This is a genomic window from Kitasatospora sp. NPDC032150 (assembly GCF_055579945.1).
This window is the reverse complement of sequence record NZ_JBVIMH010000044.1, coordinates 35,977-51,531: the sequence shown is the minus strand read 5'-3', so window position 1 is coordinate 51,531 and position 15,555 is coordinate 35,977. Positions and strand designations below refer to the sequence as shown.

At 69.6% G+C, this 15,555-nt stretch carries 16 protein-coding genes and 1 pseudogene; 9 read left to right on the top strand and 8 right to left on the bottom strand.

The features are described from left to right. Positions 1–148: 148 nt before the first annotated feature. Positions 149–700, bottom strand: a complete 552-nt coding sequence (locus ACZ5ON_RS32515; protein ID WP_465600184.1) for a dihydrofolate reductase family protein — start codon at positions 698–700, stop codon at positions 149–151. Positions 701–792: 92 nt separating this feature from the next. Between ACZ5ON_RS32515 and ACZ5ON_RS32510 the strand changes: the two genes are divergently transcribed. Further along, on the top strand, positions 793–1,413 hold the full coding sequence (locus tag ACZ5ON_RS32510; protein ID WP_465600181.1) for a TetR/AcrR family transcriptional regulator: 621 nt from the start codon (positions 793–795) through the stop codon (positions 1,411–1,413). A gap of 44 nt (positions 1,414–1,457) precedes the next feature. Next, positions 1,458–2,282 (top strand): alpha/beta fold hydrolase, encoded by an 825-nt coding sequence (locus ACZ5ON_RS32505; RefSeq protein ID WP_465600179.1) that lies wholly within the window; start codon positions 1,458–1,460, stop codon positions 2,280–2,282. A gap of 370 nt (positions 2,283–2,652) precedes the next feature. Here ACZ5ON_RS32505 and ACZ5ON_RS32500 read toward each other — a convergent pair whose 3' ends face one another. Beyond that, complete coding sequence (locus tag ACZ5ON_RS32500) at positions 2,653–3,081, bottom strand: CBS domain-containing protein (RefSeq protein ID WP_465600176.1); 429 nt, start codon at positions 3,079–3,081, stop codon at positions 2,653–2,655. 258 nt (positions 3,082–3,339) lie between these two features. On the opposite strand from ACZ5ON_RS32500, the gene ACZ5ON_RS32495 reads away from it, so the two are divergent. Together ACZ5ON_RS32495 and ACZ5ON_RS32490 are read left to right on the top strand one after the other, a co-directional pair. Further along, entirely contained in the window at positions 3,340–3,786 is a 447-nt protein-coding gene (locus tag ACZ5ON_RS32495; RefSeq protein WP_465600174.1) for a DUF5994 family protein, read from the top strand. Between the two features lie 370 nt (positions 3,787–4,156). Beyond that, on the top strand, positions 4,157–4,735 hold the full coding sequence (locus ACZ5ON_RS32490) for a DUF5994 family protein (RefSeq protein ID WP_465600171.1): 579 nt from the start codon (positions 4,157–4,159) through the stop codon (positions 4,733–4,735). 497 nt (positions 4,736–5,232) lie between these two features. Here ACZ5ON_RS32490 and ACZ5ON_RS32485 read toward each other — a convergent pair whose 3' ends face one another. Further along, entirely contained in the window at positions 5,233–5,442 is a 210-nt protein-coding gene (locus tag ACZ5ON_RS32485; protein WP_465600168.1) for a hypothetical protein, read from the bottom strand. A gap of 55 nt (positions 5,443–5,497) precedes the next feature. Next, the gene (locus tag ACZ5ON_RS32480) at positions 5,498–5,989 is read right to left on the bottom strand and encodes a DUF5994 family protein (RefSeq protein WP_465600166.1); all 492 of its coding nucleotides are present in this window, start codon (positions 5,987–5,989) and stop codon (positions 5,498–5,500) included. Positions 5,990–6,477: 488 nt separating this feature from the next. On the opposite strand from ACZ5ON_RS32480, the gene mgtA reads away from it, so the two are divergent. Beyond that, entirely contained in the window at positions 6,478–9,132 is a 2,655-nt protein-coding gene (gene mgtA, locus ACZ5ON_RS32475; protein WP_465600163.1) for a magnesium-translocating P-type ATPase, read from the top strand. A 797-nt stretch (positions 9,133–9,929) separates the two neighbouring features. Here the strand turns inward: mgtA and ACZ5ON_RS32470 are convergent. Next, the gene (locus ACZ5ON_RS32470; protein WP_465600160.1) at positions 9,930–10,181 is read right to left on the bottom strand and encodes a hypothetical protein; all 252 of its coding nucleotides are present in this window, start codon (positions 10,179–10,181) and stop codon (positions 9,930–9,932) included. 338 nt (positions 10,182–10,519) lie between these two features. Here ACZ5ON_RS32470 and ACZ5ON_RS32465 point away from each other — a divergent pair. Continuing rightward, a pseudogene (locus ACZ5ON_RS32465) lies at positions 10,520–11,062 on the top strand (amino acid permease); the annotation flags it as partial. Positions 11,063–11,222: 160 nt separating this feature from the next. Beyond that, on the top strand, positions 11,223–11,432 hold the full coding sequence (locus tag ACZ5ON_RS32460) for a hypothetical protein (protein ID WP_465600157.1): 210 nt from the start codon (positions 11,223–11,225) through the stop codon (positions 11,430–11,432). A gap of 285 nt (positions 11,433–11,717) precedes the next feature. Here ACZ5ON_RS32460 and ACZ5ON_RS32455 read toward each other — a convergent pair whose 3' ends face one another. The 3 genes from ACZ5ON_RS32455 to ACZ5ON_RS32445 all read right to left on the bottom strand — a co-directional run bounded on the left by ACZ5ON_RS32455 (position 11,718) and on the right by ACZ5ON_RS32445 (position 13,281). Beyond that, a complete protein-coding gene (locus tag ACZ5ON_RS32455) occupies positions 11,718–12,038 on the bottom strand; it encodes an adenine nucleotide alpha hydrolase family protein (protein ID WP_465600154.1) in 321 nt (106 codons plus the stop codon). Between the two features lie 446 nt (positions 12,039–12,484). Beyond that, positions 12,485–12,730 carry a hypothetical protein gene (locus ACZ5ON_RS32450; RefSeq protein ID WP_344639253.1) on the bottom strand — a complete coding sequence of 82 codons (246 nt, stop codon included), beginning with the start codon at positions 12,728–12,730 and terminating at the stop codon, positions 12,485–12,487. Between the two features lie 59 nt (positions 12,731–12,789). Then, positions 12,790–13,281 (bottom strand): DUF5994 family protein, encoded by a 492-nt coding sequence (locus tag ACZ5ON_RS32445; RefSeq protein WP_465600150.1) that lies wholly within the window; start codon positions 13,279–13,281, stop codon positions 12,790–12,792. Positions 13,282–13,846: 565 nt separating this feature from the next. Between ACZ5ON_RS32445 and ACZ5ON_RS32440 the strand changes: the two genes are divergently transcribed. Beyond that, on the top strand, positions 13,847–15,118 hold the full coding sequence (locus ACZ5ON_RS32440; protein ID WP_465600147.1) for an SPFH domain-containing protein: 1,272 nt from the start codon (positions 13,847–13,849) through the stop codon (positions 15,116–15,118). Then, the gene (locus ACZ5ON_RS32435) at positions 15,060–15,377 is read left to right on the top strand and encodes a universal stress protein (RefSeq protein ID WP_465600192.1); all 318 of its coding nucleotides are present in this window, start codon (positions 15,060–15,062) and stop codon (positions 15,375–15,377) included. Before ACZ5ON_RS32440 ends, ACZ5ON_RS32435 begins: the two co-directional genes overlap by 59 nt. Positions 15,378–15,555 lie beyond the last annotated feature (178 nt).

Sequence of the window (15,555 nt, the reverse complement as noted above, 5' to 3'; positions counted from 1 at the left end):
AGACAACCCGACGGCTCCACCCTGCCTCGAAAACGCCGACACCATGCCTGAACAGCGGAAACTCAACGATCACGTTCGGAAAGACAACGGCTTCTGAGCCATGTGGAGGTCTCTCCTGGTCATGGGCAGCCGTGGCGGTCGGGTGGGGTCAGCGGAGCTGGGGAATGTAGTGAGCTTCGATGACGCCGTTGGCGAAGGCGCGCGTGGCTACCAGGCGCAAGGGGATCTGCTCGCCGTCGGCGAGGGTGCGGCCGGCGCCGGCGATGACGGGGGCGATCTGCAGGTAGAGGTCGTCCAGCAGGCCGTTGTTCATGAGCCACTGGACGAGGGTGATGCTGCCGCCCACGTTGATGTTGCCGCCGGGCTGCTGCTTGAGGGCCTGAATTTGACCGACGATGTCATCGCCCGTAATCAGGCGACTGCCCTGCCACTCCCCGACCTCGGCGAGGGTGGAGGAGACTACGTACTTCGGAGCGGCGTTCAGCCAGTCGGCGGTGGGGACCTGCTCGCTGGTGACGTGCGGGAAGAACGAGCCCCACATCTGGTAGGTGTTGCGGCCCAGCAGGGCGGTGTCGGCGTCATCGAACAGCCGCGTCACCGCCTCTGCCGCCTCGCCGGTGTTGTACGGCATGCCCCACTTCTCCGGGCCCTCCACGACTCCGTCCAGCGACATGAACAGGCCCGCAACGATCTTCCGCATGGTTGTCCCCCTTGAGGTGTCCGCAGTTCGGAACTGGACGGTACAGTACCCACAGGGGAACTAGACTGTCCAGTACCCCCTTGAGGAGATGCATGGACACCTACGGACAAGGCCGCTCGGCCCACAAGCACCAGGCGATCATGGAGGCCGCGACCGCGGTGTTCATGGAGAAGGGCTATGCGGGCACCAGCATGGACGACATCGCGAGGCTGGCCGCGGTGTCGAAGCAGACCGTCTACAAGCACTTCTCCGACAAGGAGAAACTCTTCGCCGCCATCGTCCTGGCCACCACCGACCGGCTCGACACCGCGATCGACCTGCTGGCCGACGCCCCGACCGACGCCGCCAACCTGGAAGAGAACCTGACCCGGCTCGCCCGCCACTTCCTGACCACCCTCACCCATCCCCAGGTGATCCAGCTGCGGCGCCTGATCATCGCCAACGCCGACGTCTTCCCCGGCCTGGGGGCCGAGTGGTACGAGCGGGGCTTCAAACGGGGGCTCGCAACGCTGGCGGCGACCTTCCAGCGCCTGGCCGACGAAGGGCTGCTCCGCATCGACGACGCGCTCCTGGCCGCGAATCACTTCTCCGGGCTGCTTCTTTGGATCCCGGTGAACCAGGCCATGTTCACCGGCAGTTCCCAGCACACCGAGGCCGACCTCGACCGCTACGCCACCTCCGGCACCCGAGCCTTCCTCGCCGCCTACCGCTGACCAGCACTTCGGCAGCCGATCCGCCAAACCAGGAAGGGGGCCACATGACCTGGTCCGAACGCATCGCGGAACGCGACGGCGTCCGCCTGTCCTGCCGCGACTGGGGCGGCTCGGGGCCGCCCGTCGTCCTGCTGCACGGGCTCGCCGGACACGTCGGCGAGTGGGACACCCTCGCCCGGGCCCTGAGCCCGGGCCACCGGGTCATCGCCGTCGACCAGCGCGGCCACGGGGCCAGCGAGCGCCGCCCGCCCGAGGTAACCCGAGCCGCCTACGTCGCCGATGTCGTCGCCGTCCTCGAACAGCTCGACCTGCAGCGGCCCGTCCTGGTGGGGCAGTCGCTGGGCGGCCACACCGCCATGCTCACCGCCGCCGCACACCCCCACCTCGTGCGTGCGCTCGTCTTGGTCGAAGCCGGCCCCGGCGGCCCGAACCCGAACGTGCAGGCCGAGATCGGCGGATGGCTCGACGCATGGCCGACACCGTTCCCGTCACGGGAAGCCGCTGCCGAGTTCTTCGGCGGCGGCTTCGTCGGCGAGGGCTGGGCCGCCGGGCTGGAGCAACGCGGCGACGGCTGGTGGCCGCGCTTCGACCGGGACGTCATGGTCGATTCACTGGCCGATATCGCCCAGCGCTCCTTCTGGGACGAGTGGGCGAGGATCACCTGCCCGGTCCTGGCTGTCCTGGGCCAGTCCGGCATCATCCCTCCCCAGGAGTCCGAGACCATGCTCCGACGACAGCCGGCGACGACGGCCGTGAGCGTCCCCGGCGCGGGGCACGACGTACACCTGGAGCGCGCCGACGTGCTGCAGCACCTGCTCCAGGAATTCCTGGAGCAGGTCACCCGGCACCCCTCCCACGAGCGGCCCTGACGACCGAACCACCCGACCTCTCCGGCTCGGGCCCACATCCGCCGAGCACAAGCCCTGTCGGGGACGGCCCGGCATCAGCGATCCTGGTCTCAGCTCTGGTCTCATTCAGCCCCGTCCGGCCGGGTTCAGCCACTGCCCAGCCGTTCGCTCCGCCGCAGGTCAGGACCGGTGCGAACTCCAGTGGACGGCGTTCGGGAGAATTGGAAAGCGTGTTGGGGGCAACCCCCTCACGAGTTCGAATCTCGTATCCTCCGCCACGGCTGATCAGCCATAACGAAGGACCCGACTGCTGAGCGGTCGGGTCCTTCGTCGTGCCCTGGTCTCGTCGGTCCGGCCGGTTCTCGCCGAGCAGCGGGGAGCACCGACGGCTTCACGGAGTCGGTGCGACGGTGAGCAGGCCGGTGGCGCGGGCCGCGGTGAGCACGCCGAGGATGTAGCCGTCCTCGTCGACGACGGGCCAGACCGCCAGGTGCTCGATCCGCATCGCGATCGCGGCCAGGGCCAGGCCCATGGTGGGCCAGGCGAACGGGCCGCGCTGGTGCGAGGTGGCGCTGATCGTGGTCAGCTCGGTGTACCAGGAGCGGGCCAGGAACGGGTGGAGTCCGGCGCGGGTGACCAGCCCCTCGCACCGGCCGTCGTGGTCGCGGACGGGCAGGTACTCGATGTCGGCGTCGCGGAAGATGTCGTTGGCCTGGTCGACGGTGCTGTCGTCGGCCATCTGGTAGTCGCAGGGTTCCATGGCGTCGGCGACCGTGAGGCCGTGGCCGGGCCGTGCCGACTGCGGGGAGTGAGTGGTCACGGTGTCCACCGTTCCCGTCTCCGGCTGCCGGCTCGGGGCTGCCGGGCTGTCCTTCACCCAGAACGAAGCCGGAACGGGTACCGGAATGCGGGATGCCCTGGATTTCTTCGAGCCTACTCCCGTGGCGGGCGGCCCAGGGGAGACCGCAGCGGAGTACTGTGAGAGACAACCGAGGACATTCCGGACACCGGCATCAGCGCCGACGTCGCCCTGGGTCGTGATTGGTCCCTTTCCGGACCGGACGGGCGGCTTCGCATGATGCCGAATTCTTTCCCCACCCCTTCCTCTTCCGGGCCGTGGTCGGTGCCCGGCACCCCGCTGCTGCCCCGCCTGGAACTGGAGCCGACGATGTCGCGGGACGGGATCTTCGACGGGGCCTGGTGGCCCCGCTCGAACCACGTCCTCGCCGAACTGCCGGACCTGATCACCGCGCTCGGCGCCCACTTCGGACGCATCGTCCGGGTCGGCCTCGACACTACGGCCTGGGACGGTGTACCACGGTCCCTCGCGGCGAACGGCCTGACGATCAGGATCAACTGGTTCGCCGGCAGCGACGCGACGATCAGCGTCACCCGGGGGTTCCAGGACCACTTCCTGTTGCTGGTGGTACCGCCCGGCACCAACCCGGCGACGGCCGCCTCGGCGATGGCCGGCGCCTCGGCGACCGGGAACCACACCCCGGCGGCAGAACTCCTGCTCGGCTGAGCGGTCCGCGCACGCTCGACACGGGGGAGCGGCCCCAGCCCAGCACTCAGGAGTACCTGGACGCCATCCACCGCACCCGTCCGATCGTTTCCGAGGAGATGGCCCTGGAGTTCGCCGACCAGGCGGTCCGCTACGGGCGTGTCGGAGGGGTGCCCTCGTCGTTCCGGGATGTCCGTCCGTAGGCGCCGGGCGTAGGCGCCGGGCGGCAACCCCGACGACCGCGACCATGCCGGGTTCGGGCCGGACCGAGAGTAGCCTGGATATCACCGAAGGCACTTCGCATGCCGGCACCGGATACTGGCGTCGTCTCCGGCGAATGGCAATGCCGGACCCGACCTCGTGGGCCGGGCCCGGAGAGAGGTTCTTGATCATGACCACGACGCTCGATCGTGCGACGACGCCTCCCATCCGGAATTCCACCGCACGGCTCTCCCTTGCGCCCCGGGGCGCGCGGCCCGGCCGACTGGACGGAGCCTGGTGGCCCCGCTCGCGTGATCTTCTTCTCGAACTCCCCTCCCTGGCCGCCGAAATCGACGAGCGGTGGGGCCGGATCACCCGGATCACCGTGAACCCCGCGCAGTGGCCCATCATCCCCCCGCGCATCCCGGTCACCGGGCACACCGTCCACGCGGGCTGGTTCACCACCGAGCAGGACGAGCACACGATCGCGGTGTTCTCGTACGCCCCCCGCCAGCTGAACCTGCTGGTCGTCCCGCCGGCGACGGATGCCGTCGACGCCGCCCGGCTGATGTCCGAGGCGGCGGACCCGGCCGACACCCGGACCGCGAGCGACCTGCTCGCCGCGGAGACGGGCGGTGGTGCGGCAGAGCCGGAGTCCCGCTCCGGCTTCCTGCCGTCGGCCGCCGCTCCCTCCGACGGCGCTGGTGGGGCCGCCAGGCGGGCGGATGTCGCCCACAGCCGGGCCGCCTCCTGGCCGGCACCCGCGTAGTCGGCGGGACGGGAGCCGCCCGCTACGGCCGCGGGGCCGGGTGTGTCACTCGCGTGACCATTCGGCCTCGGCCTGGGGCTGGCCTGCGGCATCGGCCCCGTCCCAGAGGCGGATCCTGATCGCCCGGGGGCCGGGAGCAGGCCGGGAGAGCGTGCGCACGAACACCTCCCGCAGGTGGTTGACCGCCCGCTGGGGCGGCCCGTCGTACTCCAGCGGATTCTGCAGGGGAGTGCCGTCCTGCCGGGACCAGTGGCCGTCCGTCGTCCTGCGTCTCCAGAACCCATCGGAAGTGCCGCATCCTGGCCTCCTGTGCCGACGATCCTGCCCCCGGGAAAGACGGTATGGGCGGGGCGGATCAACCGCGACCGGTGGACGCCGCCCGGCTACCGCTGAGCAGCCGGGCGAACCGCCGCCGAGGGCCTGCGGTTCGCCCGGAGCGGACCGCCGTCAGTACTCGGAGCCGCTTCGCAGGTAGGTGCCCACGACCTAAAGCCAACCTAAAGCCACGCCCCCGGGCTGAAGCACGCCTCGATCCGGTGCGGCGTGTCCTCGAAGACCCGCAGGACGCGCAGCGCGCCGCTCGGATGCGGATCGTACTCGAAGGTGACGCCGTCGTCCGTGCCGTCCTCGTACTGCAGGTCCAGCGGCCCCTTCGACGGCTCCGCCAGCGCCTGGGCGTCGGCCGAGAGTTTCACGTAGACGGACATCTCTGCGTCCCGCCTTTCCTGTCTGGCCGAGGAGCCCGGCCCACGAGGCCGTCCCTCAGGACGCTTCGGCCGGTGGCTGGGGACCGATGCCGGTGGCGATGAGGATCTGCCGTGCCGAGTCGGTTCCGCCGGCCTCGACCGCGCGGGCCATCGCAGCCAGGGCCGCCTCCTGGCTCGCCTGCGGGGGGACGACGAGCAGGCTGAAGTGATCGCGGTCGCCCCGCGTGATGATCACGGTGTCGTCGCCGACCGGGTACCGGTCGATGTGCACCGACCGGCCGTCGACGACCAGGCGGGCCGGGACGTCGTCCCAGGCTTCCGTGTCCAGACCGACGCTCGCGACGGGGCCGAGGTGTTCGGTCAACGCGCGGACCAGGCCGGGAAGTTCGGCGCTGATGTCCCGTGAATGTGGCCACCACGCGCCGTCGAGTGCACCTTCGCGTGACCGGGTGGTCGTCAGGCGCAACAGGACCGTACCCGGCTGCGCGGCCTGCCGGAACCGGTCCGGCAGAAGCCCGTAGTGCGAAGCACTGGTTTCGTCCGACATGGCTCGCCACCCATCCCTCAGGGCGCGGCGGCTCGGGCCGCCCCGACATCCCCACGGTACTCCGCCCGCACCCGGGCCGATCCGGCCGCTCAGGAGAGCCGCGGCGGGGGTGCGGGGCGTCTCAGCGCCACTCGATCAGGCTCGTCACGGGTTCGATCCGGGCGTTGCTCAGCCCGTCGCAGCGGCGGCGTCGATACCGTGCGAGTGGCGCTTCCGGCGCGCGAGGCGGGGGCCGTGGCAATCCCCCGCGTTTCCTTCGTGATCGATCGGTGGCAGTCTGGTGACACGGAGTGCGTCCGGGGCTGCCGGACTGCGCTCCCGCCGGACGACGTGGCTCAAGGCCGTGACTCAAGGCGGTGAAGGTGATCGATGAGCGCCACCCCATATGCCACGTCCGAGTCCCGGCCTGCGTCCCGTTCGGCCGTCGGACCTGAGGGCGGCTGGGGCAACCGGCCCGAGCGGCCTCCAGGATCCGGCCGGGAAAGCCGATGACGGTCTCCGCGCCCGCACATTCGACCAGCTCCGTGGCCGGGGCAGTGTCCGCGGCCGCGCTGCCCGTCGCGGACGTGCTGCAGGAGTTCGGCGTGGCCGCCGACCGGGGCCTGCCCGGCGGAGAGGTCGCGCGGCGACAGGCGCAGTTCGGCCCGAATGCGGTCGCCTCGCACCGGGCTCGGTTCCTTCCCGTGCTCTGGCACCAGCTGCGCTCCCCGCTGCTCGCTCTGCTGCTGATCGCCGCCGTCGCCTCCTACCTGGTCGGCGAACGCAGTGACGCCGTCATCATCGGTCTGATCGTCGGCGTGTCGGTCGGGCTCGGCTTCGTCAACGAGTACCGGGCGGAGAAGGCCGCCGAGGCCCTGCACTCCCAGATCCGCCACCGGACGGTGGTCATCCGCGACGGACGCCCCGGCTCGGTGGACGTCACCGAGTTGGTCCCCGGCGACGTGGTCGAGCTGCGTCTGGGAGACATCGTCCCGGCCGACATACGTCTGTTCGACGTCGCGGGCCTGGAGTGCGACGAGTCGGTCCTGACCGGCGAATCACTGCCCGTCGACAAGCACTCCGCCCCCGTGCCTGCGGGAACGTCCCTGGCGGAACTGTCCGGGTGCGCACTGATGGGTACCGTGGTGCGGGCCGGCAGTGGAAGCGGGATCGTGGTGGCCACCGGAGCCCGCACCGAGTTCGGCAGGATCGCCGCCGGACTGAGCACGCACCTGCTCGACACCGAGTTCCAGGTCGGGCTGCGCCGCTTCTCCATGCTTCTGGTGTACGTCGCGGGCGCGCTGACCACGTCGATCTTCGTGATCAACGTGGTCCTGCACAAACCGATCATCGACGCACTGCTGTTCTCACTCGCGATCGCGGTCGGCATCACCCCGCAGCTGCTGCCTGCCGTCGTCTCCACCAGCCTCGCCGCCGGATCCCGGCGGATGGGCCGCCGCAAGGTGCTGGTCAAACGGCTAGTGTGCATCGAGGACCTCGGCGACGTCGACGTTCTGTTCACCGACAAGACCGGCACCCTCACGCAGGGCCGCATCCACTACATGCGCGCTGTGCCGGCCGGCGACAACACCCCTGACACGGTGCTGCGCTGGGGGCTGCTGTGCACCGAGAACACCACACCGGACGGGCAGCCCATCGGGGGGAACCCCCTCGACCAAGCGCTGTGGCAGTCCCCGGCCGCCGTCGGCGAGCGGACCGCACCGGCGGGCTACACCCGGCTGGGGGTACTCCCTTTCGACCACGAGCGCCGCATGGTCACCGTCCTCGTCCGCGACACGGCCGGCCAGGTGACCCTGGTGACCAAGGGGGCACCGGAGAGCGTCCTCGACCGCTGCTCCGACGTGCCGGCCGCAGCCCACGACGCCCTGGCGGCCGAGTTCACCGCCGGCAACCGGGTCGTCGCCGTGGCCACCCGCCCCGCCGACAGCAGCGGCCCGCCGCAGCCCGCGGACGAACACGACCTGCGCCTCCTAGGACTGCTCGTGTTCCTGGACCCACCCAAACACGACGCCGCCGAAGCCCTGCGCCGGCTGGCCGACCTCGGCATCGCGGTGAAGGTCGTCACCGGCGACAACCCCGCCGTCGCCGCCAAGATCTGCCGCGACCTGGGGCTGGCCGAGGGCGGCGCGCTGACCGGCACCGACCTCGACGCAATCGACGAGCCCCAACTCGCCGCAGCCATCGCACACACCACCGTCTTCGCCCGGGTCACCCCGGAGGACAAGGCCCGCATCGTGCACGCCCAACGGCACGGCGGCCGCGGGGTCGCCTTCCTCGGCGACGGCGTCAACGACGCACTCGCCCTACACGCGGCCGACGTGGGAATCTCGGTCGACTCGGCCACCGACGTCGCCAAGGACGCCGCCGACGTCATCCTGCTGGAAAAGGACCTCAACGTACTCGCCGACGGCGTCGCCGAAGGGCGGAGGATCTTCGCCAACACCATCAAATACGTGCTGATGGGCACCTCCAGCAACTTCGGCAACATGGCCTCCGCCGCCGGCGCCTCGCTGTTCCTGCCCTTCCTGCCGATGCTTCCGTCCCAGATCCTGCTCAACAACCTGCTGTACGACACCAGCCAGCTGGCCATCCCCACCGACAACGTCGACGAGGAGCAGCTCCGCCGCCCCTCGCACTGGGACATCGGCTTCATCCGCCGCTTCATGCTCTACTTCGGTCCGTTCAGCTCGGTCTTCGACTTCCTCACCTTCGGGGTAATGCTCGGGGTCTTCCACTCCGGACCCGAGCAGTTCCGCTCCGGCTGGTTCGTCGAGTCCCTGGCCACCCAGACCCTGGTCATCTTCGCGATCCGCACCCGCCGCATCCCGTTCTTCCGCAGCCATCCCAGCCTGCCGCTCACCCTCGCGGCCCTCGGTGTCGTCACCGTCGGCACGCTCATCCCCGCCACGCCCGTGGCCGCCGCACTCGGCTTCCATCCCCTGCCGGGCGCGTTCTTCGCCGCACTCGTCGGCATGGTCGTCGGCTACCTCGCCCTGGTAGAGGTCGGCAAGCGGATCTTCTACGGCGCCGCGCCCGCCGTACCGGGTGCGCCCCGTTACAGCAGTCGCCGCCACCTGCGCCGCCGCGCCGCCTACTTCACCACCGCCAGACGCCGGCACAACCCGTCCTCCGCCGAACCATGACACACGGCCCCCACCCCAGAAAAAGGCCGTTCCCCGCATCGCTGCGGGGAACGGCCTTCCGGCCTGCGTAAACGTGGCGCCGACCAGCAGCAGGATCTGAATCCACGCCCCCCTAACCCCATTCACCCTATGATCTTCCCGCCGAAAAGGCGGACATTTTTTTGATCACGAGCCGCAGAGCCAGGGATCCTGCCTCAGTGATCTGCATATTCGCCTCCTCGCGATAGCCCTTCCGGCAACTCCTACCGGCACCTTCCAGGATACTCCGAATTTCGAGAATTAAAGCAACCTGCCGTACACATGAGTCAGTATTTGAAAATTCCCCCGCGCGACGTTCGACCAGAATAGCCACCCGAGATTTCTTGCGCCGCACCCCACGGCCACAGGAGCCATCCTGGCCGAGGTGTCGCCGGGTGAGAGCCGGTGCGATGCTGGGACAGGGGAAATGCCGGTGCAGCGTACGCCGACCCACGTGGAGCAAGACAGGGAAGCCGGTCGAGGACGAGCGTCGGGTGGTGCGAACAGGAACAGGACGCGGACGAGGTGATGGTGTGCTCCTTCACCCCTGTGCGCCTGGAGCTCCTGGTGCCCCAAAAAAGCCGAGGCCTCCGCCGCCGAGTGGCTGATGACGGCGACGTCCGACCCGGCCAACACCCGCACCGGCATCGACCTCCTGACGGCCGCAGGTGTGCCGACGGCAGACCTACGGGCCGACGGGTGAAAACGATCGGCAGCGGACGACATCATGCCGTTCGCCGCTCCGCGGCGGCCTCGCGTCCTGGTTGTGGCTGGTCCCGCTACTCGCGTGACCACTCGGTTTCGGCATGAGGCTCGCCGACCGAGTGTCGCCCCTCCCAGGCTCGGACCCTGATCGCCCGGGGGCCGGGAGCGGGGCTGGAGAGGGTGCGCACGAACACGTCCCGCAGGTGGTTGGCCGCCCGCTGGGGTGGCCCGTCGTATTCCAGGGGGTTCGGCATGGGAGCGCCGTCCTGCTGGGACCAGCGGCCGTCGTCGTCCTGGGTCTCGAGTATCCACCGGTAGTACCGCATCCTGGCCTCCCACTCCGACGAGCCCGTGCCGGAACACGACCGTAGGGGCTGGACAGGCCGCCCGCGACCGGGGAGGCTTCCACCAGCACCGCCGCGCGGCCGGTTGTCGCGCCGAGTCGCCCGGTCGGCGCGCCGGGCGAGTGCAGCGCGCACGCCCCCCGATAGGGAATGGGAGACGCCCACAGACCTCGGAGGTTGCCGGTGTTCGAAGCAGGTGACATCCGGGAATGGCGCGGCCACGACATGCTCGACGCCGACCGCCACAAGATCGGCACGCTGGAGTCCGACACCCGTTGCTCGGGGCTCCGCTGAGGAGCACCGCGATCGCGCATGAGCGGATGCCCAAGCTGGTGGCGTTGCCGGTGCTATCCGCCGACGCGCTCTCCTCGGTCGCGTACGGACCCGAGGCGATGCTGGCCGTCCTCGTCCTCGCTGGTGCCGGCGGGTTGTGGTACTCGGTGCCGATCGCCATGACGATCGTGTTCCTGATGCTCGCGGTCGGGGTGTCCTACCGTCAGACGATCCGCCTATCCGCACGGCGGTGGTTCGTACATCGTCGCCACCGCCAACCTGGGCCGCGTTCCCGGGCTGGCGGCCGCCGCCGGCCTGGTGACCGACTACATCCTCACGGTCGCGGTCTCGATCGCCTCCGGGATGGCGGCGGTCACCTCGGCGATCCCCTCACTCGAACCCGACACGTTGCGATCGGCGTCGTCGTGATCGCCGTGCTGCTCGCCGGCAACCTCCGCGGTGTGCGGCAGGCGGGTGCGCTGTCCGCCGCACCGACGTACGCCTTCGTTCTCGCGGTCCTCGCACTCGTCGCCGTGGGTCTGTCCGATGCGGCCGGCCGCGGTTTCCACCCGACGACGACACCACAGCCGCCCGGTTCCTCGTCAAGGTCGTGCGCCCCCAATCGCGATCTCGAACCCGCAGGGCACGAAGTTGCACACCAGACCCCTTGGGCGCCCTGGAGGCCGGACGGGTGGGCGGCATGACAGGGCTCCGGTGGTGAGCCCGGGATCGAGCTTGGACAATCGGGTCATGGCAGGCCTTGAAGCGAACCCCGGAACAGTGCATCTGGCCCATGGGGCGGGCTATGTCAGCCCTGGCGTCGCGCTCGGCGAGTCGATCGAGGGCATTGTCCGCATCGACGAGCGCGGATGGGTGCACGTCACCCAGAAGGACGGATCCCGGGTGTCGTTCCCGCCGCATGCTGTAGAACGCATCACCTGGGGCGAGCCCGCTACCTAGACATGCTGCGTGGCTGTTGCTACTGCGGCCACCCAGCGTGCCCCTCGGGGCTCCCCTGGCCGTCCGGCTCCCAGACATCGGCAACAACACGCACGGCACGCGTCGGCCCCGCATCGTCCTGGCCTTGCTTCAGAGCCCTGCCGACCAGGAAGTCGGCGTACTCCTGAGCGGACCCATCGAAATGGTCCGTGTACGGCAGAGCTGGCTGTGTGACCGTTTCGTTGCCCTCTGCCGAGAGCACGCGCACTCGCCATCTGTATCTCGCCATGGGGGCCTCCGTCGGATTCATGCCTCATCTCGACCGTATGACAATCGCGCCGAGGTGGCTCGGCGGGTGCCGGCGGTGGCAGGCGCCTGCCAATCTCCCACCGTGCCGCCTCGTAAGGGCGCCAGCGGGGTGAGGTAGACGGCCTCCGGCTCGAGCCGGTCCAGCAACGAATCGGGGGCCTTTGTGAATCCGCCGAGGCCGCGCGTTCCGACCACCAATGCCAGTGCGTGTCTGGATGCCTCGGCGAGCACGGCCACGGGATGGCCGCGCACCACCTCGTGCGTCAACTCGACGTCAGGGTAGGACGCGCCGCGTCCGGCCGCGGTCTCCGAGAGCATCCGACGGGCCTCCTGCTCGGCACGGTACTCGTCCTCCGGTCCCCGTAATGTGCGGGATGGAAGCCGTGGATCGCGCGCAGGCCCGCGCCGCGCAGGGACGCGGCCTCGAAGGCGTAATCCAGCGCTGCCTGCGACGTCGGGCTGCCGTCCACCTCGTATGCCGGCACCGGACACACTGGCGTCGTCTCCGGCGCACGGCTATCCCGGATCTCGCTTGCCGGGTCCGGAGACAGGTTCTCGATCATGACCGTGACCCTCGATCGCGCGACGAGGTTCCGGACTCCCAGGAGCTCCAGGCGCACAGGGGTGAAGGAGCACACCACCACCTCGTCCGCGTCCCCGTCTCCGCAGTCCGGTTCCGGCGCGGAGGCCGATGCCCCACCCGCTGACACATCCGACACACCCGCCATACGGCGCGCGGCGGGTGCACCGGTGCGGCCTGCGGATCAGTACTCGGAACCGCTTCGCCGGTAGGTGCCCACGACCTGGAGCCACGCGGTAGGGCCGAAGTACGCCTCGACCACGTGCGGAGTGTCCTGGAAGACGCGCACGATCCGCAGCGCTCCGCTCGGGTGCAGGTCGTACTCGTACGTGGTGCCGCCGGGTTTGTCCTGGTACTGCATGTCCAGCGGCCCCGTGGACGGCTCCGCCGGTGACCGGGCCTCGGTCGAGAGTTTCACGTAGACGGACATGTCGCTACCGCCCTTCCTGGTGGCGTGCTTGGTGGCGTGCAGCTCGTGGGGCCCACTGGTCAGGACGGTTCGCCGGGAGGCTCGGAGCTGATGCCGGTGGCGATGAGGATCTGCCGTGCCGAGTCGGTGCCACCGGCTTGAACCGCCTGCGCCATCGCCGCATGTGCTGCCTCCGGGCTCGCCTGCGGAGGGATGACGAGCAGGCTGAAATGATCGCGATCACCTCGCGTGATGATCACTGTGTCATCACCGGCCCGGTACTGGTCGATGTGGACGGACCGGCCGTCGATGACCAGCCGGGCCGGGACGTCGTCCCACGCGTCCGCGTCCAGACCGACGCTCGCGATAGGCCCCAGGTGCTCGGTCAGCGCGGTGACCAGGCCGGGCAGCTCGGCGCCGATGTCACGGGAGCGCGGCCACCACGCGCCGTCGAGCGCTCCCTCGCGCGAGCGCGTCGTCTCCAGCCGCAGCAATACCGAACCCGGCTTCGCCAACTGACGGAACCTGTCCGGCAGGAACCCCGGGAACGAGGTGTCGGAGTCAACCTCCATGGCCCGCCGCCCATCCACAGGCCCCGAAGGAACCCGCTGATCGCCGAGGGGGACGCGCGGGTCGCGGACATCCGGACCACCCCCGGTATCCCCACCGTACTCCGCTCAGTGGTCTCGGCCTGCCTACGGTCCGTGACGCACCTGGCAGCGGTCGTAGAACCGGTCCGGAAGGAGTACGGCATCCGCGATGATCATCGCGGGAGAAGAGCGGGAGTCCCACGCCTGGCTGCGGTGTCGCTGATGCCTGGCTGGAAAGCCGCATCTTGATCGCTATATTGAATTGGGGGTTGTACTGCAGTAGAGGCCAGGAACACCGGATGGGCGCGTCTGATGACACAGACCAGAACCCGATCGGAGCCATCGGACGAGTGACCGTTTCCATCCCTCTCGGTGGTCCGGGTGAGGTCCTGCTGCCGGTACGCGGCGGAAGCGAGGCGTACGCGGCCTGGGCCGACGAACCGATCGCCCGGCACACGCGCGTCATCGTCGTGGAGTGGACGTCCGCGCGTTCCGTCGTCGTCGTCCCTTTCGCATCCCCGTAGTCCGACATGGCAGGAGTCCGCACATGTTGTTCTGGCATGTTCCCGCACCGAACGAGGCACTGCTGATCTCCGGCTCCAAACGGCAGGCACAGGACACCCAGTTCCGGATCGTCACCGGGCACGGCAGCTTCGTCCTGCCGGTCAAGCAGAAGGCTCGCATCCTCTCCCTGGCGCTCCGGGAGGCCGAGATCACGGAGGACTGCGTCACCCAGCAGGGCATCCGACTCAACGTCCGGGCCGTCGCCGTGTTCAAGGTCGGCGACGACTTCGCGTCGATCGCCAATGCGGCCCGCCGGTTCCTGTCCGAGCAGAATCGGATGGAGGAACTCGTCGGCCGGATCTTCGCGGGCCACCTGCGGTCCATCATCGGCGGGCTGACGGTGGAGCAGATCATCCGCGAAAGGGACCGGGTGGCCCAGGAGGTCAAGGAAGGCAGCCACAGCGAGATGGAGAAGCTGGGTATCGTCGTGGACGCGCTGCAGATCCAGGAGATCGAGGACGCCTCCGGCTACATCACCAATCTCGCCGCCCCGCACGCCGCCGTCGTCGCCAGCCTGGCCCGCATCGCCCAAGCCAAGGCCGATCAGGAAGCCACCGAACGCGAGCAGCAGGCAGCCGCTCTGCGGGCTGAGTACGAGCGGGACACAGCGATCAAGCGCGCCGGTTTCCAGGCCGAGATCGAAGAGGCCAACGCTCGGGCGGCCCAGGCCGGACCGCTGGCCGAGGCCCGGGCCTCGCAGGAGGTCATCGAGGAGCAGACCGCACTGGCCAAGCGGCAGGCCGACCTGGCTGCCCAACGACTGGAGGCCGAGGTGCGGCGCCCGGCCGACGCGGAGGCGTACCGGCAGCGCACCCTCGCCGAAGCCCAGCGCGACCAGGCCAAGTTCCAGTCGGAGGGCGAGGCCTACCGGCGGACCACCCTTGCCACCGCGGAGGGGGAGGCGGTCAAGGTCCAGGCCGACGCGAGCGCCTATGCCGAACGGACCACGGCACAGGCACAGGCCGATGCCAACAACGCGCGCGCCGCCTCGCTCAAGAGCGGTAACCAGGAGCTCATCGCCGCCAACCGGGTCATCGAATCCCTGCCCGCACTGGCCGACTCGGCCGCCCGCGGCCTCGCCGGAGCGAACCTGACCGTCCTCAACGGAACCGAGGGGGTCAGCCAGATCGTGGCAGGAATCGTCGGACAGGGCCTGGCGATTCTCGACACGCTGAAGCAGTCGCCCAACACCCCGGATCGAGGGCAGCACAGGCCCGCGAGGGCAACCGTCGACACGGCCTCCGAAGACAGCTGACCGCCATGATCGACTCCATCGAGGAACTGCGACAACAGCTCGGTGCCCTCCGTGGAGGTGGAGATCGCGTGCAAAACAGGGACGTCCGGCGCGGGTCCTCCTGGAAGCGAGCAGGGACTCCTGTCTTCTCGTGATCGGTTCGCGAGGATCAGCTGCCTGGGAACGTCTCAGCCTTGGGTCGACCAGCACCGAGGTCATCCACCACGCCCGCCTTCCCGTCGTTGCCGTCCCGGCGGAGCATGACAAAGCCGCTTCCTGAACGTCGATCCAGCGCGGCGTGGACCGCGATTCGAACGCCCCGGAAGATCGAAGCGGCCCCGGTCAGCCGACCCGTGCCTTCGCAACGAAGCTTCGTACCACACCCGACCCGGCGCCGCCTTTCCCGGCCGTACCGGGACGTTGTTCACCGCGAACCGCGAAAACCCATCCGCACGAGG